Raw genomic sequence first — 23337 nt, 5'->3', positions numbered from 1 at the left:
ATTATATTGTTTTGTCTCATGTGTCAAGAATCCGCAGGGAGATTCCTACTTTTCTTTCACAGAAAAGAAGGAATCTACGCGGTGTTTATAATCCAGCAGGGAATTGTACTGCAGATACTGATAGTTTGTCAGCCATTTATCTTTATCTTCCTCATCCTGGGTCGCAACATTTTTACCGTCTTTTGTCACATATCCGTTGGCATTGATCGCCGGGATCTGTTTCTCCAGTTCTTCCAGATACTGATTATACGGAGTCAGTTTTAAATTTGTCTGCTTGAGCATCAGCGTGGACAGATAGTTGACACTGGTGAGCTTTACATTTTCCTGTTCTTTGATATCATAGTTTGCCCAGATGACAAACGGAACGGTAAATTTCTTCTGCATCTCCTTGATGCTCAGACTGTTTAAGTCCTTTCCGTAGAGAAGTTCATAAAACTCATCTTCCAGTTTCGGCTGATGGTCCCCGAACATCACAACGATGGTCGGCTCTTTTTGATCCTTAAAATAATCGATCAGCTTTTTAAATGCCCGGTCGGATTCATGGATCAGAGACAGATAGCGCTCTGCAGGCTCTGTCTTCTTCTCGTCTTCAATCGTAATTTCCTGCTTGAAGTTATCGTCCGGAAGCAGATATCCGCCGTGGTTCTGAATCGTTACATTAAACATAAACAGAGGATTATCTGATTTTCTATTCTCAAACGTCTCTATGATCTTATCGTAATCAGACTCATCACTGACCCATCCTCTGATTCTCCTGACTTTGGATTCATCCAAGGATGACTCATCCAGGAAGTTCTCGAATCCTAGCAGCGGATACACGCTCTGTCTGTTCCATGCATTCGGCTTATATGGATGGAATGCGGTCGTGTCATATCCCTGTTCTTTTAACTGGGTGGCGAGACTCGGCACTTCGTGTTTTACAAACTGTGTATAGGCATTTCCGTTCAGCGGAAGAGAAGACACTGAGTTTCCTGTGAGGAACTCATACTCAGAGTTGCTTGTTCCTCCTCCGAATACCGATACAAGCATATCGCCCTTGATCGTATTTTCTTTCATGGAATTGATATAAGGCATCACTTCTTTATTTGTCTTGATCTTGTTGACCACATTCAGATCAGAAAATGTCTCGTTCATGATGACGACCACATTTGGTTTTTGCTTCAGAGCCTTATTCTGTCCGGTTGTCACCTCATAATTTTTGGCAATGTCTTTTACCTTATCTACACTGTACCCTTCCGGTTCCGTTCCGAGGAGATACTGCACATTCAGGAGGAAACTTAACACAAAGCCATTTCTTTTATAGCCCTTTTTCTGATTGAAGAATTCTACCTTTACATTTTTTGATTCCAGAAAATTTACTCTCGTACAGAGAAAGCTCTGTCCTATTGTAACTGCTGCCACTACAATCAGTGCAATCAGCCGCTGTTTCCATCGGAATGCTTTTATAGTATCCAGTTTCCATGCAATGATACAGAGTGCGAGGCAGATGATTGTTGCAACAATGGCTGCTTTATTATAAGACAATGTATAATGATCTGCCACATCCATCGCGGTACCGAACGCCCAAATGTCTGCCGGTGTGATCGGAGTTCCCCGGAACTGCATAACAAAGTAGTTACCGATGGCACATCCGTATAAAAGTAAATCTCCTACAATGACTGCGTATTTTGTCCTGTTAAAGATCAAAAGCAGAATTCCAAAAATAACATAGAACCAGATGATATTCAGCGCATAAGAAAAAACTCCCATAACGCTGATCGGATTGTAGAATACTTTTTCCACCATATAAAAAGCCAGCCACGGATTCACGATGAATAATGCCCATGACATCCATTTATTCAGCTTTTCAGGAATTTTAATCTGTACAAGCAAGAGCACGATCAATCCTAATGCAATTGCAATCGTCAGACCAATGGCCCACATATCAATTTGAGTAGTCCACATTTTTGCACAAAGACGGATCTCTGTTTTCTGTCCGTTTTTTATGAGCGGCTCAAAAATTGATCCCATATCTCTGGACGTATAAATATACAGCGGATCATCTTTCTTAATTCCGACCCCCTTGATCTCGTAAGTATAAGTTTCGCCTTTCTCTAGTTTCTGGTTTACGATTGCCTTATACCAACGATCTTCATCCAGTTCTCTTCTTCTCATCGTGGCTTTTATTTCAGCTCTTCCATCCACTTCTTCCATGGTCGGAGTTACGTGAAAAATAATATTTCCTTTGGAATCCTTAATACTCAGTTCAATCCTTCCAGGCCTTGCATCACCAAAGTTTCTCCCTATACGGAATTCTAATTTTTCTGCCATAGTAAAATTAGCTTTGAATTCCTGCGTGATCGTATCTCCATCTGCAACCGGGATCTTTTCCATACCGCTTTCAGGCACGCCTTTTGCCACCCGCTCCGCGAACTGATCTTTATTCTTGATACACAGAACACAGAATAAGATCAGACACACAATGATAAAATATTTTCCAAACTTATGAATAAAGTTATGAATTTTTCCTAGTTTGTCTTTGAAACCATTTGATTTACTGTTCATGTTTTCTTCCCACCTAATTTTGTATTTTTTTAAGCCTGCCCCTCTCTCTCCTTAAAAATTTCCAAGTATTTTAAAATCTTTTACTTCCGCCCGGATGCCGGTCAGAGCATTGCGTATGCCCGGTTCATTTAAGTTTCCGGCCACATCTATATAAAATCCGTATTCCCACTGCCTGTTCGGAAGCGGCCTGGATTCAATATTCGTCATGCTGACATCATTGAACATAAAATGTGCAAGAATGTTATAAAGAGATCCCGTCTCATGCGGAAGAGAAAAACTGATGCTCACCTTCCCGGCATCTCCCCGGTACTGTTTTTTCTTTGACATGACCACAAAACGGGTGCAGTTATTTCCTTCGTAATTCACATTGCGCTTCAGTACCTCCAGTCCATAGAGCTTTGCCGCCCGCTCGCTGGAAATTGCAACCTTGGTCGGGTCATTGTCATCAGCAACTTTTTTGGCCGCCACCGCCGTATTCCTTATGCGGACCTGATCCCATCCGGTCTCGTCCAGAAATTGTTTGCACTGCATCAGCCCCTGTGGATGTGAATATACCTTGGTCACCTTGGAAAGATCTGTTCCCCTGATGCCTACAAGAGCATGATTGCACTCTACCGTCTCTTCTCCGACTACACATACGTCATGATTCAGGAGAAGATCATAAATGCCGCTCACAGTACCTGCGGAAGTATTCTCGATGGGCAGGATACCATAATCTGCCTTTCCCTCATCCACTGCCACGACCACATCTTTAAACTCATCGGCCGTAAAATGGCTGATATTCTCTCCGAAAAACTGAACCATGGCCTGTTCCTGATACGCTCCGGGAATCCCCTGATATACAACTTTTGTATCACGGTTGATCTCCAGCTTATCTACCTCTTTAAACATTTTGCGCACGTAACTGTCTTCTTCCGACAGGAGACTATACTGGTATCTGCGCCCGATGGACATGAGCTGCAAAAAGAGTTCCTCTGTCCCCTTCTTTAAAAACTCCGGTCCGACTTCACCGGTGAGTGCCTCTATCTTCTGCTGTTCCCTCTCCCTGTCATAGATCGGCTTGCCTGTTCCCTTTTTATACTCCGCAACCTCTTCGGAACAATGCATCCGCTCTTCAAACAGGCGGACGATCTTTCGGTCAATCCGGTCTATGTCCTTTCTTATGTCAAGTAAATCTCTCATTTTTCTTCCTTTTCCTCCAAAGCATCTTTTAACTCCAGGATGGTTTTGTTCAGAACTGGATGCCTCTCATAAGGTGCTATCTGTGCAAGAGGCTCCAAAACAAAACTCCGTTTCGGAATCTCTGTATGAGGTATGGTCAAATGCTCCCCATGAATCACTATGTCATCATACAGCAAAATATCCAGATCCAGTGTCCTGGGGCCCCAATGCACGAGCCGTTCTCTGCCCGCATTGTTTTCCAGTCTCTGCAAATATCCGAGGAGTTCCTCAGGCGTCTTCAATGTATCGATACCGATACATCCGTTGATAAATTTATCCTGCTCCGTATATCCGTAAGGTTCTGTCTCCGCAAGGTCTGACATACAGGCCATCCTGAGATCATCTTCCTGTTTCATCTGTTTTACCGCTTCGTTTATATACTGCATCCGGTCCCCCATATTTGAACCGATTCCGATATACGCCCGGTGCCACTGCCTCTCGATTTTTACAGAAACACTCTGAATCGGCAGTCCAATCGGAGCCCACGGTTTCTTAACTTCCACCTCTGTCTTCTTTATCAAGTCAAATTCCTTAAGAAGCCGCTCTGCAATTGTTTCCGCCACCCGTTCGATCAGATCAAAGGTATTTCTTTCCATGATCTCCCGAATCCGATGGCATACTTCCCCGTAGTTGACGGAATATTCTATTTTATCACTCTTGCCGGCCCGTTTTGTATCTGTATACAGTACTGCGGACACAAGAAATTTCTGTCCCAGGACTTTTTCTTCTTTATATACGCCGTGATTGCAGTAAATCTCCAGCTCTTTTATAATAATCTGATCCATCTTCCCCGCTCCTTTAATAACGGCAGATTGCCTCGATCATAGTGAGGGCGCGCCTGTTTTCCTTAACGTCATGAACCCGGAACATCCGGCAGCCTTTCATATATCCGCTCACCGTAGTGGCCACAGTACCCTCTGTCCTCTCATCTGCCGGCAGATCCAGAGTAAATCCAATCATAGATTTTCTGGATGTACCGAGCAGTACCGGCACCTGAAACTCAAGAAGAAGTTCCAAATGGTTCATGAGCATCAAATTTTGTTCCAAAGTCTTTGCAAATCCAATGCCCGGGTCCAGCAGTATCTGTTCTTTCCGCATGCCGGCCTCCTCGGCAGTCTGCATAGTCTCCCTGAGATCCTTTATCACATCACTCAAAAAATTTTTGTAATCTGTATTCTTCCGGTTATGCATAAGGCAGGCCGGAAGGCCTTCCCTGGCCAGCAGCGGAGCCATTTTTCCGTCCCACTTGAGTCCCCATATGTCATTAATCATATCAGCGCCTGCACGGATGCCTTCCTTAGCCACCTGCCACTTGTATGTATCCAGGGAAATGACCGGATCAAACTCTCTTTTCAGGGCCTCAATCACCGGAGCTGTCCTCTCGATCTCTTCATCTGCGGTGATCTTTTCATGTCCCGGGCGGGTGGATTCCCCTCCGACATCAATGATATCCGCCCCTTCGCCGAGCATTTGCTCCGCATGCTTCAGAGCCGCATCCAGGCGGGTGTATCTTCCTCCATCCGAAAAAGAGTCCGGAGTCACATTGAGTATCCCCATAATATATCCATGGTTTTTTATATCAAATTGTCTTTTGCCTATCTTCATATCCAGCTCCTAATACCGATATATGTTGTTTTTCTTCTCTTCCGGCCAGTAGCATTCTTCTCTCGCCTTACAGTTGCCGCAGTCCCTGGAGAGCTTGTCTGCCCGGCCAAAAAGGCAGGAAAGCTTATCACTGTCCGGCCTTCTGTGGGACCCTAATAAAAGCAGAATCGTGCTCCGCTCCTCTATATTATAAGGAGACTCAGATAAAATAGCCGAGGCGATCGAAATGCCTGCCTCCTCATGTGGAATTCCCTCGGAATACTGCTTTCCTCTTCCGATATCGTGCAGAAAGCCTGCGGCATAGATCACATCTTTCTTTACGTCAAGCCGTTCTTCAAGCACAAGGATATAAGCAATCCTGGAAACCGCCAGAAAATGCCCGGTGTCGTGGAGACAAAAGGCCCTTCCTTTCTCCGCATCCTGAATCTGCCGGTAAGCACTCTGATATTCCGGATGATTCGTGATATATGAAAGCCGCTTCACTGCTCTAACCTCTCAGTTCTTTTAAAAATGACAGGGTTCCGAACACGACGATAACATCGTCCTGTCCGCATTCCTTCTTAACCTTCTGATAACATTCTCCAAGACTTCCTCCTTCGGTCACTTTCCGGTAAAACGGACGGGCAGCGTCAGCCAGCACCCCCGAAGGCAGGGCACGGTCACCTTCCGGTGTCACCGCGTAAATTTCATCTGACATTGGAGACATAATCTTTAACATCTGCAAATAATCTTTATCCGACAATACTCCCATTATATAGATTATTTTTTTATTTGTAAAATTCTTTTGAAGGAACCGTAAAAGCTTTTCGGCTCCGTCCGGATTATGAGCTCCGTCGCAATAAACCTCAGGAACCGCGCAAATACGCTGTAATCGGCCATCCCATACAGCATTTTTTAATCCTTTTCTTATGGAATCCTGCCGAAAAATATAAGATTTTTTTAAGATTTGGATAGTCTCCAGAGCGACTGCGGCATTACAGATCTGGTGCTCCCCAAGCATACCGATTTCCATATTCGGGTACTCTGTTCCATCTGCGCAGACGTAAGAAAATTCTGCGCCCTTTAAGTTTTCGGATAAGACGTCAAGACGGCTTGCCTCTGCAAAGATGAGAGACACATTTTTTTCTCCTGCGGCCTTCTCTATCACTTCCCTGGCCTCAAAAGTATTATCGTAAGAAACTGCAGGACATCCTTTTTTCAAGATACCTGCCTTCTCACCTGCGATCTCCTGAATAGTGCTGCCGAGATACTGGGTATGGTCATAGCTGATCGACGCAATGACTGTACAGATCGGATGCTTTATCACATTCGTTGCATCCAGTCGTCCCCCAAGTCCTGTTTCCAGAAGGACTGCGTCCACTTTTTTATCGAGAAAATAAAGAAATGACAGGGCAGTCTCCATCTCGAAGACTGTCGGATGCTCTTTTCCGTCTCTGACCATCTCCTCCGCTGTTTTTTTTATTTTCTCCATATAAAAGCAGAGATCTTCCTTTGTGATAATCTCATCGTTAATACGGAACTTTTCTTCATAGCAGAAAGAAGCAGGAGACACATATCGTCCTGCTTCATAACCCTGTTCTTTAAATACAGACGCAAGAAACGCCAGGGTGGAACCTTTTCCGTTGGTGCCTGCTATATGAACGATCTTCAGCCGGTCCTGGGGATTTCCGAGACGGTTTAACAATTCCCTGATATTGTCAAGTCCTAAAATACTTCCAAACTTATTTGCACGTCCGATAAATTCCATTGTCTCCTGATAGTTCATGAAAGCTGCCTCCCTGTCTCATCTTTTTGTCTGTTCAGAAAGAAGAGCCTCTCTTACGACGTCCTCAATCTTCTTTACATATACGATCTCAATATTTTCTGTGATCTCTGTATCAAATTCCCTGACATCCTTTTCATTGGCCTTTGGCACGAGTACTTTTGTCATGCCCGCGCGTTTTGCTGCCAGCATTTTTTCTTTCAGTCCCCCGATTGCCAATACCTGTCCCCTGATCGTCACCTCTCCGGTCATTGCCACAGTCCCCCGGACTTTTCTTCCTGTGATAGCCGAGAGGAGGGCAAGGGTCATGGTGATCCCCGCAGACGGTCCGTCTTTGGGTACTGCACCTTCCGGAATATGGATGTGGATATCGTGGTTTTCAAAGAAATCATCCTTGATCTTATATTTGCCGCTCTTGCTCCGGATATAGCTCACTGCGGCCTGGGCCGATTCCTTCATCACATCACCAAGGGACCCTGTGACGATAAATTTTCCCTTCCCCGGCATTGTGTTTACTTCCACGTTGAGCATGACTCCTCCGACACTAGTCCATGCCAGCCCGTGCACGATTCCCACCTCGTCCTTCAAGTTTTCTTTTTCCAGTTCATACGGCGCCGTGCCCAGATAATCCCGGACTGCTTTTCTCGTCACCGTCACCTTTTTCTTCTTCCCCTGATAAATATCCTTTGTAACCTTTCGGGAAACATTTCCAATGGTTCTCTCAAGGCTTCTCACACCCGCTTCTCTCGTATAACTGGCGATCAGCAGTCTCAGGGCATCATCCTTCCAGACAATTTCCTTCGGAGTCAGCCCGTTGGCTTCCATCTGCTTTTTTACCAGATAATTTTTGGCAATGTGGAATTTCTCGTTTTCAGAGTAACTGGAAACTTCTATGACCTCCATCCTGTCTAAAAGCGGCTTGGGGATCGTGGACAGATCATTTGCCGTGGCGATGAACAGTACATCACTTAAATCCAGCGGCACTTCCAGATAATGATCCCGGAAATGTTCGTTCTGCTCTCCATCCAGAACTTCCAGAAGTGCCGATGCCGTATCTCCTCTCTGGTCCTTTCCCACCTTATCCACTTCATCCAGGAGCATCAGAGGATTGCGTACTTTGGCCTGACGGATCGCTGCCACGATCCTTCCCGGCATAGCTCCCACGTAAGTCTTCCTGTGCCCCCGAATCTCAGACTCGTCTCTGACGCCTCCGAGGGATAGTCTCACATATTCTTTGTGGGTTGCCTTGGCAATCGACCTTGCGATGGATGTTTTTCCCGTTCCCGGAGGTCCCACAAGACAGAGGATGGCCGCGTCCTTTTTCTGGCTCATGGCCCTTGCCGCCAGATATTCCAGAACCCGCTCCTTAACCTTTTTCAGTCCGTAGTGATCCTCTTCCAGAATATTTTCTGCTTCCTCCAGATCCATGGAATCTTCGGAAAGTTTTTCCCATGGCACATCCAGCATAATCTCAATGTAAGTTCTGAGCACCGCGCTCTCGGCGGCACTGTTTCCCATAGCCTGAAACCGGGAGATTTCTTTCTTAATCTTGTCCTTCACTTCTTCGCCTGCTTCCATTTCAGAAAGCTTGCGCAGGAACTCATCGGCTTCGTCTGCGATATTGGTCTCTCCAAGTTCTTCCCGGATCACCTTGAGCTGTTCTCTCAGCATATATTCACGCTGATTGTCATCGATGTTCTCTTTCACTTTCTCCTGGATATCCAGCCTAAGATAAGCCAAACGCAGTTCCTGTTCCAGAAGCACAAGCATCAGCTCACATCTCGGTTTTAAGTCCATTTCTTCCAGGAGCTTCTGTTTGTTCTGCAGAGAAAATGGAAGATGGGTTGCCAGATGGTCCACAAACACTTCCAGATCCGTCTGCATGAGAATATAACTGTATACATTGGGGTCCATCTGATTCCAAACCCCGGTATATTTTTCAAAACTTTCTTTCAAAGCGCGGAATACCGCCTCTTTCTCATCCTGTTCAAATTCCTGCTGCTCCGTGTGCTGATAGGCCGCTTCTACCCGAAATATCGGTTCTTCCTCACAAACTTCAAGAATTTCAGCCCGGAACATACCCTCGGCAAAAACCCGGATAATATTTTGAGGCAGTTTTACTACCTGGCGGATTCTCGCCAATGTCCCGATCTGGTAGAGATCGTAGGATTTGGGATCTTCCATCGCCGGATCGATCTGATTGTCTAAAAAAATCATCTGATCGTTCTGCATGGCTTCCTCGATCGCACGCACCGATTTACTCCGTGAGACATCAAAATGAATCACCGAATTCGGATATATGTATTTCCCCCTCAGCGCAAGCATCGGTAATACTTTTTTCATCTGCTTCTCCTTCGTTATCATATCGTCATTTATGCCAAAAAAACTGCCTCAATAGCAAGAAATTCTTGTATTAAAGCAGTTTGTTGACTTTGGGCCGGATGTCTTATGCTATCTCACCATTACTCTTCTTCGTTCTTTTTTTAACGCCTGACGTTCTCTTCGTTCTGTCATCAGACCTCTCGATCACCGGCTCTTCCGAAGATTCCACAACGCCTCTTGTAATCAGGCATTTGGACACTTTCTCGTCAGAAGGCACCTGATACATTAAGTCCATGATGACACCTTCCATGATGGCCCTTAACCCCCTGGCTCCTGTCTTTCTCTCCATAGCCTTCTCTGCAATCGCTTCCAGAGCACCGTCCTCGAATACCAGGTCTACTCCGTCCAGTTCAAACAGCTTCTGGTACTGTTTCACCAATGCACTCTTCGGCTCTTTCAATATGCGCACAAGCGCCTCTCTGTCCAGAGGATTTAAGGATACATTCACCGGAACTCTTCCAATAAACTCAGGGATCAGTCCGAATTTCACGAAGTCTTCCGGCAGTACCTGCTGGAGCAGTCCCCCGATATCCTCTTTTTTGCCGTTTCCGATCTCTGCATTGAATCCGATAGACTTCTGTCCAATTCTGGATTCAATGATCTTCTCCAGTCCGTCAAAAGCTCCCCCGCAAATAAACAGGATATTGGTTGTATCAATCTGTATAAACTCCTGGTGCGGATGCTTCCGTCCTCCCTGAGGCGGAACAGAGGCTACCGTTCCCTCAATGATCTTTAATAAAGCCTGCTGCACACCTTCACCGGAGACGTCTCTGGTGATAGAGGTGTTTTCTGACTTTCTTGTGATCTTATCGATCTCATCAATATAAATGATACCGCACTGTGCCCGTTCGATGTCATAGTCTGCCGCCTGGATGATCTTTAAGAGAATGTTCTCCACATCCTCTCCCACGTAGCCGGCTTCGGTCAGCGCCGTGGCGTCTGCGATGGCAAACGGAACATTCAGCATCTTTGCCAGTGTCTGGGCAAGCAGTGTTTTCCCTGATCCCGTCGGCCCGAGCATTATGATATTGCTCTTCTGAAGATCAATATCTGAGGAATCTCCCAGAAGAATCCTCTTGTAGTGATTATAAACTGCTACAGACAGCACTTTCTTGGCCTCGTCCTGCCCGATCACATAATCATCCAAAAATGCTTTTATTTCTTTTGGTTTATTTAAATGGATCTCTGCATCATCAATATACTGCTCAAATTCCTCGGCAATGATATCCGCGCAGACTTCAATACATTCATCACATATATAGACGCCTTTTGCCTTCGGCCCTGCAATCAGTTTTCTCACCTGATCCTGGGTCTTATTGCAAAAAGAGCAACGAAGCTGCTTTTTGTCATCGCTGTGATTTACCATAGAATTACCTCGCTCTTTCTAATTATGATTCCCTCTTCTTGTCAAAGACGGCATCAATCAGTCCGTACTCCACAGCTTCCTCTGCAGTCAGCCAGTTGTCACGGTCCGTATCCCGTTCGATGACTTCTAATAGTTTTCCTGTATTTTCACTTAAAATGCGATTTAAGCGCTTCTTCGTCTGTAAAATATGTTCTGCAGCAATCTGGATCTCTGTAGCCTGCCCCTGGGCTCCGCCCATCGGCTGGTGGATCATGATCTCGGCATTAGGCAGCGCCATGCGCTTTCCTTTTGCTCCCCCTGCAAGCAGGAAAGAGCCCATGCTGGCTGCCATGCCCATGCAGATCGTAGATACATCACATTTGATGAAATTCATCGTGTCATAGATTGCCATGCCTGCTGTGACAGATCCCCCCGGACTGTTGATATACAGGCTGATATCCTTTTCCGGGTCTTCTGCTTCCAGAAAAAGAAGCTGGGATACAATCAGGCTTGCAGAAACATCAGTTACTTCTTCTCCCAGGAAAATGATTCTTTCTTTTAATAAGCGGGAATAAATGTCATAAGAACGCTCCCCGCGACTTGTTTGTTCAATGACATAAGGTACTAAACTCATCTTAAACCCCTCCCGGTTTTCTATCTGTCAATTATTTTGTCTGGCAGGAACTGATCAGGAAATCTACTGCCTTCTGAACAGCAATATCATCCATCATCTGTTCCTTCTGGCTTCCCTGTACCATCTTCTCTAACTGTTCTGTTTCCATTTGATACATATCAGCCATTTTTTCTAATTCTTTCTTAAAGTCTTCTTCACTGGCTTCGATACTTTCTGCCGCAGCGATCGCCTCTAATACAAGACGGGTCTGGATTCTCTTTAACGCCTGAGGCTTTAACTCTTCCGCGAACTTCTGGGCATCGCTTCCTGTATACTGAAGGTACTGTTCCATGTTAAGTCCCTGGTAACTGAGCCTCTGTGCGAACTCATCTGCCATCTGCTGTACCTGTTCTTCGATCATGGCATCAGGGATGTCCATGGATGCATTCTCCACTGCCTGGTCAACCAATGCATTTTCTTTTTCTGTCTTGGCAGCTTCTTCTTTTTGTGCCTTGATATTCTTCTTGATTTCTTTCTTGTAGTCTTCCAGAGTCTCAAACTCGGAAACTTCAGATGCAAACTCATCGTCTAATTCCGGAAGTTCTTTTTCTTTAATTCCTTTGATCTTCACTTCAAAAACAGCCGGTTTTCCTGCCAGTTCCGGTGCATGGTACTGTTCCGGGAACGTAACATTGACTTCGATTTCATCGCCGATATTTTTGCCGATCAGCTGCTCTTCAAAACCTTCGATAAAGGTACCTGATCCGATAACCAGAGTCTGATCTTCTGCCGTTCCTCCCTCGAATTTTTCACCATCAACAGATCCTGAGTAATCGATCAGAGTGATATCTCCGTCTTTGACCGGGCGGTCTTCTACTGTAATTTCTCTGGCATTTGCTTCCTGTTCCTTTTTGAGCTGTTTTTCAATTTCTTCTTTTGTTACGCGGATTTTCTTTTCTTCGACTTCCAGTCCTTTATAATCTCCGAGAGTTACTTCCGGTTTGACCGCGATCTCGGCTGTGAAAATAAACGGTTTTCCTTTTTCTAACTGAACCACGTCGATGTCCGGTCTGGAAACAATATCCAGATCAGAATCTTTCATTGATTCACTGTATGCTTCAGGAATCAAAATATTCGCCGCATCTTCATAAAAAACTTCTACTCCGTATGCTTTTTCGATGAAGTTTTGAGGTACTTTTCCTTTTCTGAATCCAGGTACGCTGAACTGTGATTTCTTCTTATTATATGCTTTTTTGATCGCTGCATCTAATTTTTCAGGCTCTACCTCAATCGTCACTTTTACCATATTATTGTCTAACTTTTCAACTTGTAATCCCATTCTTACAAATCCTCCTAAAATATCATTATCTTTGTTGTAGTTTTATACAAACATTAAGTCATTATACCATGACGTTTCCGACCTGTCGACTGAAAATACAGATTTTACGCCATTTCTGTCAAATAAAGCCCTACTGCTGCTTTACTCCCTGATAGACATATTCGCCGGATGTCTGCAGGATTCTCGGAGCCTTGCTTACAATTTTCACCGTGAAAGCATCTCCCTTTTTCAGATCCTTTTTGGACACTTCCAATAGATGTTCATTGTGGAATGTCGTATTGATCTTCGTCTCATCCACATACACCTGACAGAAGTTTGTGAAGTTATTTCCTTCTATAAATATGCTGTTTTCAGTCTCATAAGCTTTTGTCACATTGACCTTTCTAATGCCAAACGAGATATCCGTTGCCTGAAATGGATTTTTTTGATCCCAGACATACTGCTTGCCGTAAAGCATATCATACTGCAGTGCCTTCATGTCCTTCTGGTAATTTTTCGTGCCCTGCCGGGTCTGATGGAAACTGTTCATGACCCCGTTTTTGATGTTAAGCTTGGCGAGGATATCGGAACCGAGCTGATAAGCTTCGATCACCCCGTCCTTCTTTTTCAGTCCCATGTTGTCCCAGATAAAATAGCTTGTCTCATATTTATTCCCGTAGGTAAGATCTTTATCATCTACCTCCAGACTCGGGAGATGGTCTCCATACATCACAAGAACCGTATCTTCACCCCGTTTTTTCAATGCATTCACCAGGTCTCCCACAAACTGATCCATCTGGTATACCTGATTGGCATAGTAGGTATATTTGTTCTTTAAAGCCTCATCTTTGATTCCGCCCAACACCTTGATCTTTGGATTTTCAATAATCTCTGTCTTAGGATAATCTCCGTGCCCCTGGACAGAAATAGTATAAATATAATCTTGTCCCTTTGTGGAATCCAAAGCGTTCAGAATACAGCCTGTGAGTATAGTATCCTTGGCCCATCCATTTTCTGTCCATTTTTTGATATTCATACATTCTTTTGAGGTGAAGGTGTCAAACCCAAGCTGGGAGAAAACCAGATCCCTGTCATAGAAGGCGGCGCTGTTGTTGTGGATGGCATGCGCGGTATATCCGTCTTCTTTCAGCAATGTGGCCATGCTCTCTGTGGTCGTCGACTGCAGCACAGTCTTGTAAGGGTATTCCGCCGCTCCGAAATGGTCCAGGTTCATACCTGTAATCGCTTCAAATTCGGAATTGGCAGTCCCGGCGCCGTAAGACGGCATGCTCAGCTGTCCGGAGGAGTATTCCTTCATATATTTGTGGAAATTCGGGAGCGGGTCCTGATTGAACTTCACTCCTTTTACCTGGGTGATATCAAAGTGTGACTCCAGCTGCACAAAAATGATATTCGGCTTCCTGACTCTGCCCTTTTTCTTATTTTGTGCCTGCTTGGTCTTTTGCTCAATCTGGTCGATCTTTTCTTCCGAATAGTTGGACGGCTTATCAATCCCGTTTTTCAACGCAGTAATCGAAAAACAATACGGTGTCCCGTAATCTCCATAGGCGATCCGGATGTTGCCGATCCTGTCTGTGAGCATATTGCTCCTGAATCCATATACGGTGGTCACTCCGAATGCTGCAAAAATAACAGCAACCGCAAGGATATTCCTTTTATATTGTAGATTCTGTTTTTTCGGCAGATAGAGAAATCCTACTACGAGCAGCACCAATACGATTAAAATAAGTGCACCCATAAAAATGATGGCTGACGGCGAATAATAGTTGGTCATGACCGGAAGTACAGATTTCATCAGTGTGACGTCCACGTACGTGAATGGAGTATTTCTGGCACTGAGCATCAGGAAATTGACTATCCCGATGACTGACCAGACCAATGTCACTATAATGTAGGTAAACAGCCTCCGCTTAACGATCAATACCACAGAATAAGTGACAAAAATGATGAATGCGCTGTACAGAAACATCTTGGTCCTGTCATTGACAAACCCGAATACTCCCTGGTCAAATGTCTGGCGTCCGAGAACTTCCAATAAAAATGCCATGCCAAATGCCAGCACAATATTGCACAGAACAGGAACCTTCTCGATCCACTTCCCAATCTGGCTTACTATATTCTTTACCAAAGATTTCATGATACTCTCCTTACTTTGATTCTGTCTTTCAAAAAAGGCTCCGAAAAACTCGGAGATTTCTTATTTGCAAAAAGTCATACAGTGTATTATAACACTGTCATTCCAAAGTATCTATACCTTAATTGTGAAAAATTTCTTAAATGCTCTGCCCAGATTGACAGTTTTCTGTATCCATGATACGATGCTTTAGGAAACTTTTCTTATGGTTTTTTGTAAAGTTTCTAGTTTATATCGAAGAAAGGAGCAGAGCAGTTTTAAGCGCCATGCACCTTCTGGCACGGAACCTGACTTATCGAACAGATAACGAAGAGCAGAAGGTTAACGAGGTGGAAAGTGATCGAAGATTCGGCGGATGCTTTCCCGTGGCTTTGGACGCGTGATGTACAGAGCAAACCTGTGAGTAATTGCAGAACAAAGACTGTACAGCCAAAGATATAAAAACCACACAAAAGAACATTTGAATGAGAGGACACTTCATCGCTTTTTCATTTTAAGCGACGTTTTCTTTGTGTCCGCATAAAATTAAATAAAAAGGAGATTTCAACATGTGTGGAATTATTGGATTTACTGGAAAACTCGAGGCAGCAGATATCTTGGTAGGAGGCCTGACACAGCTTGAATACCGCGGATATGACAGTGCAGGGATCGCAGTCAGTGAAGGCTCATCCACTAAGATCATTAAAACAGCCGGAAAGGTTTCCAATCTCCGCGAAAAAGTAGCGTCATCAGAAGACCGCAGCGGAACATGCGGGATCGGACACACACGATGGGCTACTCACGGAGGGGTTACTACCACCAACGCACATCCCCATGTGGCAGGAAAAATCACACTGATCCACAATGGAATTATTGAAAACTACAAAGAGATTGCTTTAGCCCTCAAAGCTCAGGGCCGGACTCCTGTTTCTGAGACTGACACCGAGATTGCGGCTCTTTATCTTGACTCCGTGTATGACGGAGATCCGTTTGCCGCGATGAAAAAAGCCGATGAAGCCCTTGAAGGAGCTTACGGTTTCTGTATCATGTTCAGCGATCATCCTGAAGAGATCTACTGTATGCGCAATTCCAGCCCGCTGGTAGCCACTTCCACAGACGACGGCGCCTTCATCGCCTCTGATATGGTGGCACTGCTTCAGTACTCCAAAGATTATTTTGTAGTGCCGGAAGAGCACATCGTAGTCATGAAAAAAGACGGAATCATACTCTATGATATGGATCAGAACATCGTTGCACCAAAAATGCTCCACGTTGACTGGGATACTACCGCTGCTCAAAAGGGCGGATATGATTACTTTATGCAGAAAGAAATCTATGACCAGCCGGAGGCACTGAAAAATACCGTTATGCCAAGACTCCACAACGGCCGTGCAGACTTTGCCACCGACGGGATATCTGACGATCTGTTCAAAGGCATCAACCGGATCATTGTGACTGCATGCGGTACAGCGATGCATGCAGGCCTGGTCGGACGCCATCTGATCGAATCCATGGTACGGATTCCTGTCACCGTAGAACTTTCTTCTGAGTTCCGGTATATGGATCCGATCCTTGACGAACATACATTAGTGGTCATTGTCTCCCAGTCCGGAGAGACAGCCGACTCTTTAGCCGCACTGCGCCTTGCCAATGAACAGGGTGCAAAGACAATTTCTATTGTTAATGTAAAGGGCTCCAGCATTGCAAGAGAAAGTGACCAGGTACTATACACGCATGCCGGTCCGGAAATTGCCGTTGCAAGTACAAAGGCATTCTCTGTACAGTGCGCAGGTTTCTACCTGATCGCCCTAAAATTGGCTGAACTGAGCGGTAAATTTACAGAAGGAGAATTATCAGAGTACTGTACAAAATTTGAGGAGGCGATCTCCACGGTAGCAGAAGTTCTGAAAATGGATGGCTATATCAAAGATATCGCGGAAAAAATCAAGGATACCTTCTCTGCATTCTTCTTAGGCCGCAGTCTTGACTATGCGATTGCCAGTGAGGGCTCACTCAAGCTCAAAGAGATTTCTTATGTCAACTCTGAAGCATACAATGCCGGGGAGTTAAAGCACGGAACCATCTCTCTTGTAACTGAGGGCGTTCCGATCATCGCCATCGCAACACAGGATCATGTCCTTCCTAAGATCATGGCCAATGTAGAAGAAGTGAAAGCCCGCGGAGCCCATGTGATCATGGTGACCGACAAAGACATGTCAGACTACGAGGGCGTCTATGACGACCTGATCCAGGTACCTGCCGTAGATGACAGATTCGGAACCTTCGGCGTCACGGTGGCACTGCAGCTGCTTGCATACCACGTAACCGTCTTCAGAGGAAATGACGTAGACCAGCCAAGAAACCTGGCAAAATCCGTAACCGTAGAGTAGACCGCTGTTTCATGAAGCATAATTTTTATATTATAAAACACCAGTTCAAATTGAGCTGGTGTTTTGCTTTATGCTGTCATAAGTACCAAAGATTATTTTACCTCTTTTAAGTGCTGTATCTCACCACTGTGATTGATGATTACGTCCTTCATCACTAACAGCATATGTGTATTTTTTTCCACTCGGTCGCTTAATCTGCTGAACTCTGCATGCGGAATCCTGTCCTCATAGAGGGCATCCAGCTTTGGAATGATCTCGTTCTCCACACGGAGGCAGGTTCTCTTGATAGGGGATAGGTCCTCCTCCACTGCGATCAGCCTGTCATCTATGGACTGCACTTTTAGCTCTAATGAATTGAATCTTCCTTCTAGTGAGTTGAACCTTCCTTCTAGTGAGTTGAACCTTCCTTCTAATGAATCGAATTTTTCTTCTAATGAATCAAGCCTTCCTTCTAATGAATCGAATCTTCCTTCTAGTTTGCAATCCAGTAACTTTTCTATCTGTATGAGTAATTCATTGTTGTCCATTCGCTGTTCCTCCTTCTTTTGTGTTAATATTATTATACTCCGGCAAGGAAAGAAAAACAACATATTTTTCCATATAAGATAATATTCAGAAACTTCAAATAATATCGACTTCATCCGATGTCGGTATTGACGGTGCCGCTCCCTTTCTGGATACAGTTATGGATGACGCTTTCGCACACCGTTTCAAGTTGTCCCCGGGACTCATCCCTTCTATAATACCTGCGATAAAATAGCCGGTAAAAGTATCTCCTGCGGCAGTGGTGTCCGCCACATCAGCCGGTATACAGTCCTGCCTGACCTTCACAGTTCCCTTCCGGTAAACAGCACCTTTTTCCCCTAAAGTCAGCACGGCTTCTGCCTGAGGAAACCGCTCCGCCATCACATCCAGGATTTTTTCCGGCTCTCTTTCCCCTGTCATCTGAAAACCTTCTACTTCGTTGAGCATAAAAATAGAAATTTTTGAAAAGTCACATTGTTCAAGAGTTCGATTATAAGGAGAAGGGTTGCAGACAATGCGAAGCCCCCGGTCAAATGCACTGTCAATGAGATAGTCTAAAAGATTAATCTCATTCTGGATCAGCAGAAAATCTCCCTGTCCGAATGCATCCAGAGCCTGATTCATCTCATGCTTTGTCTGCCTCACATTCGCTCCTCCGAATAGAAGAATCCCGTTTTGTGCATTCCTGTCTACCTGTATGACCGCATGTCCGGTCTCGCCGTCAATTTTCCGCACAAAGGAGGTGTCCACCCCGTATTTATTCAGTTCATCGAGAAGCATCTGTCCGTCAGCGCCGACCGTTCCGCCCTGAAAAACCTCTGCTCCGGCTTTTGCAAGGGCTATGGACTGGTTCAGCCCTTTTCCTCCACAGAAGGTTTCCCTTTTTTCAGATGCCTGCGTTTCTCCTGCCTCTGTGATGTGATCTACCTGATATACAAAATCATAGTTTAAGGAACCGTAATTTAAAACTTTCATATAAACTGCCTCCCACACCTTTTGATTTTATTATATCATTCTCCGGATATATTTCATACCCTCTCAGAACCCATATGTTATAAGCCTGCTTTCTGCATTGCCAGATATGCGGCTCCGATCAGACCGCAGTCTTCTCCAAGCTGTGCCGGTACGATACAAATATTTTCTTTCAGTGCCGGGTACACCTTCTGTTCAGTTCTTTTCTGAATTTCCTTTATGAAGCCGGGTTCCTGAGCATCTTGATCTTTTCCTCCGTATCGATCAGGGATACATATTCCTTGTAGAATAACTGTATACGGTGGATCTCATCTCTCGTGTTCATTTTAAACCCCAGCAAAAATACAATCTGTATCTGCTCATCATCCCAGATGACCGGTTCTTCTAAAAAAAGCCACCGCGACCTTTGGCTCATTGACGGCAGTCGGCGAGCCATGGGGAAGGCTGATCCCATTTCCTATCGTTGTTGTCGTATTTCTCTCCCGTTCCATGACGGTGCCATAAAAATCATCTTTTACGACTCCCTTTTTTTTCATGGCCTCACACATAACCTGTAAACATTCTTCTTTTGTCTGAACCTTCAGTTCCGCAAAGATCAGTTCCGGAGAAAAAGGATTTTCATTCTCGATCATCTGAGAATTCATATCATCCAAATGATTTCTCAGCCCAACAATACCATTTTTATTTAAAATATTCGGAATCACTGCAACTCTCTTGTCCTTTGTCTTCATATCCTTCGACGAAATGATCAGATCATAGTCCCAATAGTCCTCTGTTTTGTAGTCGTGTGTACTGACAAACACTAATTTCCCTATTTCCGGCACAAACTTCCGTATTCTCTCTTTGATCAGCTGTGCATGCCCCATATTGGAATCAGTGAACACTAATGCATCATATTGAAACTTTTTCCTTTCTATGGCCGCCTGATTATATAAAACAATGTATCCTATTTCGTCTTCTGTAATCTGGAGATGATAGCTTTCCTCAAATAAAATACTGATCACCCAGCTGGCCCGAAATACATTTTTATACTCCTCTTTGATAAAGTCAATCAGGGCATTGTCCTGAGGAGTGCCGTATCTTAACCTGAAAATTGTAGGGCGGAGATGCACGATCAAACTCTCTTTGACCTTCTTATCCGATGTCAGGTCTACTTCCAGAACATCCCCAATCATTTTTAACATTCTGTCTACGAATTCAACCAGCTTATTATCATATTTCCTCACCTGCTCCAGGGTAAGTTCTACTTCTGAAATACCAAGGAATTTAGAACACAGGATTTGAATGGACAAGAATAAGATATCCTCTGACAGGAAGTGTACATGGAACACCTCCTCCCTCGGCTTGCGCTGGATTTCTTCTGCAATAGAAATTCATTCATTCCATCCAGCTTGTTTCTCACAGATTTTTCAGAAAGGCCGACTTCCTGTGTAATCTCCCCGGCTGCAACTACTTTTCCTTCCATGAGGCAGTCAAATATTTGTCTCTTATAGAATTTATCTTTTGAACGTCTCATCTCTTCCAGGCTCCTTTCAATAAAATTGAAATCCTTTCACACCTCCTTTTTGATAATTTAAGTATAGCATAGAAAATTTTCATCAAATTATTGAGTCAGGACATCTTAATGCGGTAGATTTTTTGCCTTCATCGAGGAAAGTTGTATGACATTTTCCACATGATTTTCGTTCGGCTCTTAGAATGCCTCACTCCAATCATGTAGAAAATAGACGTAATATCTACTGGATAAGTACTCATCGAACAAATGGAATTATCTAACAATAGTTTTTTATCACTATTGGAGGAACGCATTTTAAAGCGTGCCGGAAATAGTGGTAAAAAACTCAAACATCCTGCACAGAGAACTTTTCGAATAACTATTCGAATAACTAAAAAAGAGACCTCAACTGAGATCTCTTTTTCAATCCTATAAAATATTTTTTTCTATACAAACGCTTTCACGCTCTTGTAAATTCCTTCGCTGTCCAGTCCGAATTCTTTGATCAGTTCCACTGCCGGTCCTGAATGTCCGAATACATCCTGTACCCCAAGTTTCAGTACCGGAGTCGGTGCTTTCTCGCTCAGCACATCGCATACAGCGCTTCCGAGTCCTCCGATCACAGAGTGTTCTTCCACTGTAACCACTTTTCCAGTCTCTTTTGCTGCGGCGATCACCAGCTCATCATCCAGCGGCTTTACCGTTGCCATGTTGATGACTTTTGCATTGATTCCGTCAGCAGCAAGCTTCTCAGCAGCTTCAAGACTCTCACCTACACAAAGTCCGTTTGCAATAATGGTCACATCGGTACCTTCTCTTAACACAGTACCTTTTCCAATCTCAAACTTATAGTCTGCTGTATCATTGATCACAGGCACAGCCAGACGCCCGAATCTCATATATACAGGTCCGTCAAGTTCTGCTGCTGCCTTTACAACTGCCTTTGCTTCCACATCATCGGAAGGCACGATGACCGTCATCCCAGGGATTGTGCGCATTAACGCCACATCCTCGCAGCACTGGTGAGTCGCACCGTCTTCTCCAACGGAGATACCGCCGTGGGTAGCCCCGATTTTTACGTTTAAGTGAGGGTATCCCACACCGTTTCTTACCTGCTCATATGCACGTCCTGCGGCGAACATTGCAAATGTGCTGACAAACGGGATCATACCGCTGGCAGCAAGACCTGCTCCCATTCCCACCATGTTGCACTCTGCGATACCGCAGTCAATATGACGCTCCGGAAATTCCTTCTTAAACACGCCTGTCTTGGTAGCAGCTGCCAGATCGGCATCTAATACTACTACGTTTGGATTTTCTTTTCCTAATTCAGCCAGGGCATTTCCATAGCTTTCTCTGGTTGCGATTTTCTTTACATCTGCCATCTTAACATCCCACCTTCTCTAATTCATTCAATGCCTGTTCACATTGTTCGTCATTCGGAGCAGAACCATGCCATCCGACCTGATTTTCCATGAAGGAAACTCCCTTTCCTTTGACGGTCTTCATGATGATAGCCGTCGGTTTCCCTTTGCACTCTTTTGCTTTTTTCAGTGCGTCGGCAATCTCGTCAAAGTTATGTCCGTCGATATTAATCACATTGAAGTTGAACGCTTCAAATTTTGTATCGATCGGATATGGTGAACACACATCGTCAACTTTTCCGTCGATCTGAAGGCCGTTGTTGTCCACGATGACAACAAGGTTGTCAAGCTTTCTGAACCCTGCGCTCATGGCAGCTTCCCATACCTGTCCTTCCTGGATCTCTCCGTCACCAAGCAGGGTGTAAGTGCGGTAGTCTTTTCCCTGTAATTTTGCAGCCACAGCCATTCCCACTGCCGCGGAGATGCCCTGTCCCAAAGATCCGCTGGACATGTCGACTCCAGGGATTTTCTTCATGTCAGGGTGTCCCTGTAAATAAGAATCAATATGGCGCAGTGTGAGTAAATCTTCTTTAGGGAAGAATCCTCTCTCTGCAAGTGTGGAGTAAAGTCCCGGCGCTACATGTCCCTTGGACAGCACGAAACGGTCTCTGTCTTCCATCTTGGGATTTTCCGGATCAATGTTCATCTCTTCAAAATATAAATATGCAAACATGTCTGCGGATGATAAAGATCCGCCCGGATGTCCGGATTTTGCAGCGTGTGTCGCTTTTATGATCCCTTTACGGATCTCATTGGCTGTTTTTTGTAATTCTGCCACTGTCATTTTTTCTCCCAACCTTTCTTATTCTCCAAATACTGCTTTATAGTCTGCCTGGAATTTTGCGATTCCCTGGTCTGTCAGAGGATGGTTCATCATCTGCTCAATGACATTGTAAGGTACGGTAGCGATGTCTGCGCCCATCTTCGCACACTCGATTACGTGGATCGGATTGCGGACACTTGCACAGATAATCTGTGTATCAATTCCGCCTGCCTCAAAAATCTCAACAATATCGGCAATCAGATCCAGACCATTCTGAGAAATGTCATCTAATCTTCCTAAGAATGGAGAAACATATGTAGCTCCTGCCCTTGCTGCAAGCAGTGCCTGTGTCGGATTAAATACGAGAGTCAGGTTTGTCTTAACTCCCTCAGAAGATAATACTTTTGTAGCCTTTAACCCTTCTATAGTTGTAGGAATTTTAACTACCATGTTCGGGTGGATCTTTGCGATTTCTCTTCCCTCTTTGATCATTCCTTCTGCATCGGTTGTCGTCGCTTTGACTTCCCCGCTGATAGCTCCGTCTACGATAGAAGTGATTTCTTTGATGACATCTTCAAACTGTCTTCCGGATTTAGCGATCAGTGACGGATTTGTTGTTACTCCGCAGATCACACCCATGTCGTTTGCTTTTTTAATGTCTTCTACATTTGCTGTGTCTAAAAAAAATCTCATATTATCTTCCTCCTAAAATGAATTGCTGCACTTTTGCTCTGGTATCATTTAACCATGTATCCCCCCGGTTTGTCAAACTCTTAAACCCCAGTGTTTATGCGATTTAAAGTGAATTTATTAATAATTTTATGGTTTATTAATAGCCGAAAAT

Annotated in this window: 19 protein-coding genes; 1 reads left to right on the top strand and 18 read right to left on the bottom strand. The window is 44.5% G+C overall.

Annotation, left to right across the window (positions count from 1 at the left end):
* Window positions 1–45: 45 nt before the first annotated feature.
* The 11 genes from CI597_RS09580 to CI597_RS09530 all read right to left on the bottom strand — a co-directional run bounded on the left by CI597_RS09580 (window position 46) and on the right by CI597_RS09530 (window position 14948).
* A complete protein-coding gene (locus CI597_RS09580; protein ID WP_024728422.1) occupies window positions 46–2544 on the bottom strand; it encodes an alkaline phosphatase family protein in 2499 nt (832 codons plus the stop codon).
* A gap of 51 nt (window positions 2545–2595) precedes the next feature.
* Complete coding sequence (locus tag CI597_RS09575; RefSeq protein ID WP_024728423.1) at window positions 2596–3726, bottom strand: chorismate mutase; 1131 nt, start codon at window positions 3724–3726, stop codon at window positions 2596–2598.
* A complete protein-coding gene (gene folK, locus CI597_RS09570) occupies window positions 3723–4550 on the bottom strand; it encodes a 2-amino-4-hydroxy-6-hydroxymethyldihydropteridine diphosphokinase (RefSeq protein ID WP_024728424.1) in 828 nt (275 codons plus the stop codon). The genes CI597_RS09575 and folK overlap by 4 nt, the downstream gene beginning before the upstream one ends.
* A 13-nt stretch (window positions 4551–4563) precedes the next feature.
* Window positions 4564–5370: a dihydropteroate synthase gene (folP, locus tag CI597_RS09565; RefSeq protein WP_024728425.1), complete on the bottom strand. Its 807-nt coding sequence runs from the start codon at window positions 5368–5370 to the stop codon at window positions 4564–4566.
* A 9-nt stretch (window positions 5371–5379) separates the two neighbouring features.
* Window positions 5380–5853, bottom strand: a complete 474-nt coding sequence (locus CI597_RS09560; RefSeq protein WP_024728426.1) for an HD domain-containing protein — start codon at window positions 5851–5853, stop codon at window positions 5380–5382.
* Window positions 5854–5857: 4 nt separating this feature from the next.
* The gene (locus CI597_RS09555) at window positions 5858–7135 is read right to left on the bottom strand and encodes a bifunctional folylpolyglutamate synthase/dihydrofolate synthase (RefSeq protein WP_024728427.1); all 1278 of its coding nucleotides are present in this window, start codon (window positions 7133–7135) and stop codon (window positions 5858–5860) included.
* 18 nt (window positions 7136–7153) lie between these two features.
* The gene (gene lon, locus CI597_RS09550) at window positions 7154–9475 is read right to left on the bottom strand and encodes an endopeptidase La (protein WP_024728428.1); all 2322 of its coding nucleotides are present in this window, start codon (window positions 9473–9475) and stop codon (window positions 7154–7156) included.
* A gap of 103 nt (window positions 9476–9578) precedes the next feature.
* Window positions 9579–10880 (bottom strand): ATP-dependent Clp protease ATP-binding subunit ClpX, encoded by a 1302-nt coding sequence (clpX, locus tag CI597_RS09545; protein ID WP_024728429.1) that lies wholly within the window; start codon window positions 10878–10880, stop codon window positions 9579–9581.
* A gap of 22 nt (window positions 10881–10902) precedes the next feature.
* Complete coding sequence (gene clpP, locus CI597_RS09540; protein WP_024728430.1) at window positions 10903–11493, bottom strand: ATP-dependent Clp endopeptidase proteolytic subunit ClpP; 591 nt, start codon at window positions 11491–11493, stop codon at window positions 10903–10905.
* 31 nt (window positions 11494–11524) lie between these two features.
* On the bottom strand, window positions 11525–12811 hold the full coding sequence (gene tig, locus CI597_RS09535; RefSeq protein WP_024728431.1) for a trigger factor: 1287 nt from the start codon (window positions 12809–12811) through the stop codon (window positions 11525–11527).
* A 130-nt stretch (window positions 12812–12941) separates the two neighbouring features.
* Window positions 12942–14948: an LTA synthase family protein gene (locus CI597_RS09530; RefSeq protein ID WP_024728432.1), complete on the bottom strand. Its 2007-nt coding sequence runs from the start codon at window positions 14946–14948 to the stop codon at window positions 12942–12944.
* A gap of 545 nt (window positions 14949–15493) precedes the next feature.
* Between CI597_RS09530 and glmS the strand changes: the two genes are divergently transcribed.
* Window positions 15494–17314 carry a glutamine--fructose-6-phosphate transaminase (isomerizing) gene (glmS, locus tag CI597_RS09525; protein ID WP_024728433.1) on the top strand — a complete coding sequence of 607 codons (1821 nt, stop codon included), beginning with the start codon at window positions 15494–15496 and terminating at the stop codon, window positions 17312–17314.
* A gap of 92 nt (window positions 17315–17406) precedes the next feature.
* On the opposite strand, the gene CI597_RS09520 is transcribed toward glmS, so the two are convergent.
* From CI597_RS09520 to fsa, 7 genes are all read right to left on the bottom strand, one after another.
* Window positions 17407–17841, bottom strand: a complete 435-nt coding sequence (locus CI597_RS09520) for a hypothetical protein (protein ID WP_024728434.1) — start codon at window positions 17839–17841, stop codon at window positions 17407–17409.
* 94 nt (window positions 17842–17935) lie between these two features.
* A complete protein-coding gene (locus tag CI597_RS09515; protein ID WP_024728435.1) occupies window positions 17936–18814 on the bottom strand; it encodes a ribokinase in 879 nt (292 codons plus the stop codon).
* A 359-nt stretch (window positions 18815–19173) separates the two neighbouring features.
* Window positions 19174–20103, bottom strand: a complete 930-nt coding sequence (locus tag CI597_RS09510; RefSeq protein WP_051405240.1) for a BglG family transcription antiterminator — start codon at window positions 20101–20103, stop codon at window positions 19174–19176.
* The gene (locus CI597_RS09505; protein WP_051405241.1) at window positions 20055–20327 is read right to left on the bottom strand and encodes a hypothetical protein; all 273 of its coding nucleotides are present in this window, start codon (window positions 20325–20327) and stop codon (window positions 20055–20057) included. The genes CI597_RS09510 and CI597_RS09505 overlap by 49 nt, the downstream gene beginning before the upstream one ends.
* Window positions 20328–20752: 425 nt before the next feature.
* Window positions 20753–21691 (bottom strand): transketolase family protein, encoded by a 939-nt coding sequence (locus CI597_RS09500; protein ID WP_024728436.1) that lies wholly within the window; start codon window positions 21689–21691, stop codon window positions 20753–20755.
* A gap of 1 nt (window position 21692) precedes the next feature.
* The gene (locus CI597_RS09495) at window positions 21693–22514 is read right to left on the bottom strand and encodes a transketolase (RefSeq protein ID WP_024728437.1); all 822 of its coding nucleotides are present in this window, start codon (window positions 22512–22514) and stop codon (window positions 21693–21695) included.
* 18 nt (window positions 22515–22532) lie between these two features.
* Complete coding sequence (fsa, locus tag CI597_RS09490; protein WP_024728438.1) at window positions 22533–23186, bottom strand: fructose-6-phosphate aldolase; 654 nt, start codon at window positions 23184–23186, stop codon at window positions 22533–22535.
* Between the last annotated feature and the right edge of the window lie 151 nt (window positions 23187–23337).

The sequence above is a fragment of the Anaerostipes hominis (ex Lee et al. 2021) genome (assembly GCF_002270485.1).
Classification (GTDB): domain Bacteria; phylum Bacillota; class Clostridia; order Lachnospirales; family Lachnospiraceae; genus Anaerostipes; species Anaerostipes hominis.
This window is presented reverse-complemented; position numbering and strand designations above follow the sequence as displayed.

Excerpts from the sequence above, each read along its gene's own strand:
- CI597_RS09580 (WP_024728422.1), bottom strand. The coding sequence starts at position 2,544 with ATGAACAGTAAATCAAATGGTTTCAAAGACAAACTAGGAAAAATTCAT.
- CI597_RS09575 (WP_024728423.1), bottom strand. The coding sequence starts at position 3,726 with ATGAGAGATTTACTTGACATAAGAAAGGACATAGACCGGATTGACCGA.
- folK (WP_024728424.1), bottom strand. The coding sequence starts at position 4,550 with ATGGATCAGATTATTATAAAAGAGCTGGAGATTTACTGCAATCACGGC.
- folP (WP_024728425.1), bottom strand. The coding sequence starts at position 5,370 with ATGAAGATAGGCAAAAGACAATTTGATATAAAAAACCATGGATATATT.
- CI597_RS09555 (WP_024728427.1), bottom strand. The coding sequence starts at position 7,135 with ATGAACTATCAGGAGACAATGGAATTTATCGGACGTGCAAATAAGTTT.
- lon (WP_024728428.1), bottom strand. The coding sequence starts at position 9,475 with ATGAAAAAAGTATTACCGATGCTTGCGCTGAGGGGGAAATACATATAT.
- clpX (WP_024728429.1), bottom strand. The coding sequence starts at position 10,880 with ATGGTAAATCACAGCGATGACAAAAAGCAGCTTCGTTGCTCTTTTTGC.
- clpP (WP_024728430.1), bottom strand. The coding sequence starts at position 11,493 with ATGAGTTTAGTACCTTATGTCATTGAACAAACAAGTCGCGGGGAGCGT.
- tig (WP_024728431.1), bottom strand. The coding sequence starts at position 12,811 with ATGGGATTACAAGTTGAAAAGTTAGACAATAATATGGTAAAAGTGACG.
- CI597_RS09530 (WP_024728432.1), bottom strand. The coding sequence starts at position 14,948 with ATGAAATCTTTGGTAAAGAATATAGTAAGCCAGATTGGGAAGTGGATC.
- glmS (WP_024728433.1), top strand. The coding sequence starts at position 15,494 with ATGTGTGGAATTATTGGATTTACTGGAAAACTCGAGGCAGCAGATATC.
- CI597_RS09520 (WP_024728434.1), bottom strand. The coding sequence starts at position 17,841 with ATGGACAACAATGAATTACTCATACAGATAGAAAAGTTACTGGATTGC.
- CI597_RS09515 (WP_024728435.1), bottom strand. The coding sequence starts at position 18,814 with ATGAAAGTTTTAAATTACGGTTCCTTAAACTATGATTTTGTATATCAG.
- CI597_RS09505 (WP_051405241.1), bottom strand. The coding sequence starts at position 20,327 with ATGAGACGTTCAAAAGATAAATTCTATAAGAGACAAATATTTGACTGC.
- CI597_RS09500 (WP_024728436.1), bottom strand. The coding sequence starts at position 21,691 with ATGGCAGATGTAAAGAAAATCGCAACCAGAGAAAGCTATGGAAATGCC.
- CI597_RS09495 (WP_024728437.1), bottom strand. The coding sequence starts at position 22,514 with ATGACAGTGGCAGAATTACAAAAAACAGCCAATGAGATCCGTAAAGGG.
- fsa (WP_024728438.1), bottom strand. The coding sequence starts at position 23,186 with ATGAGATTTTTTTTAGACACAGCAAATGTAGAAGACATTAAAAAAGCA.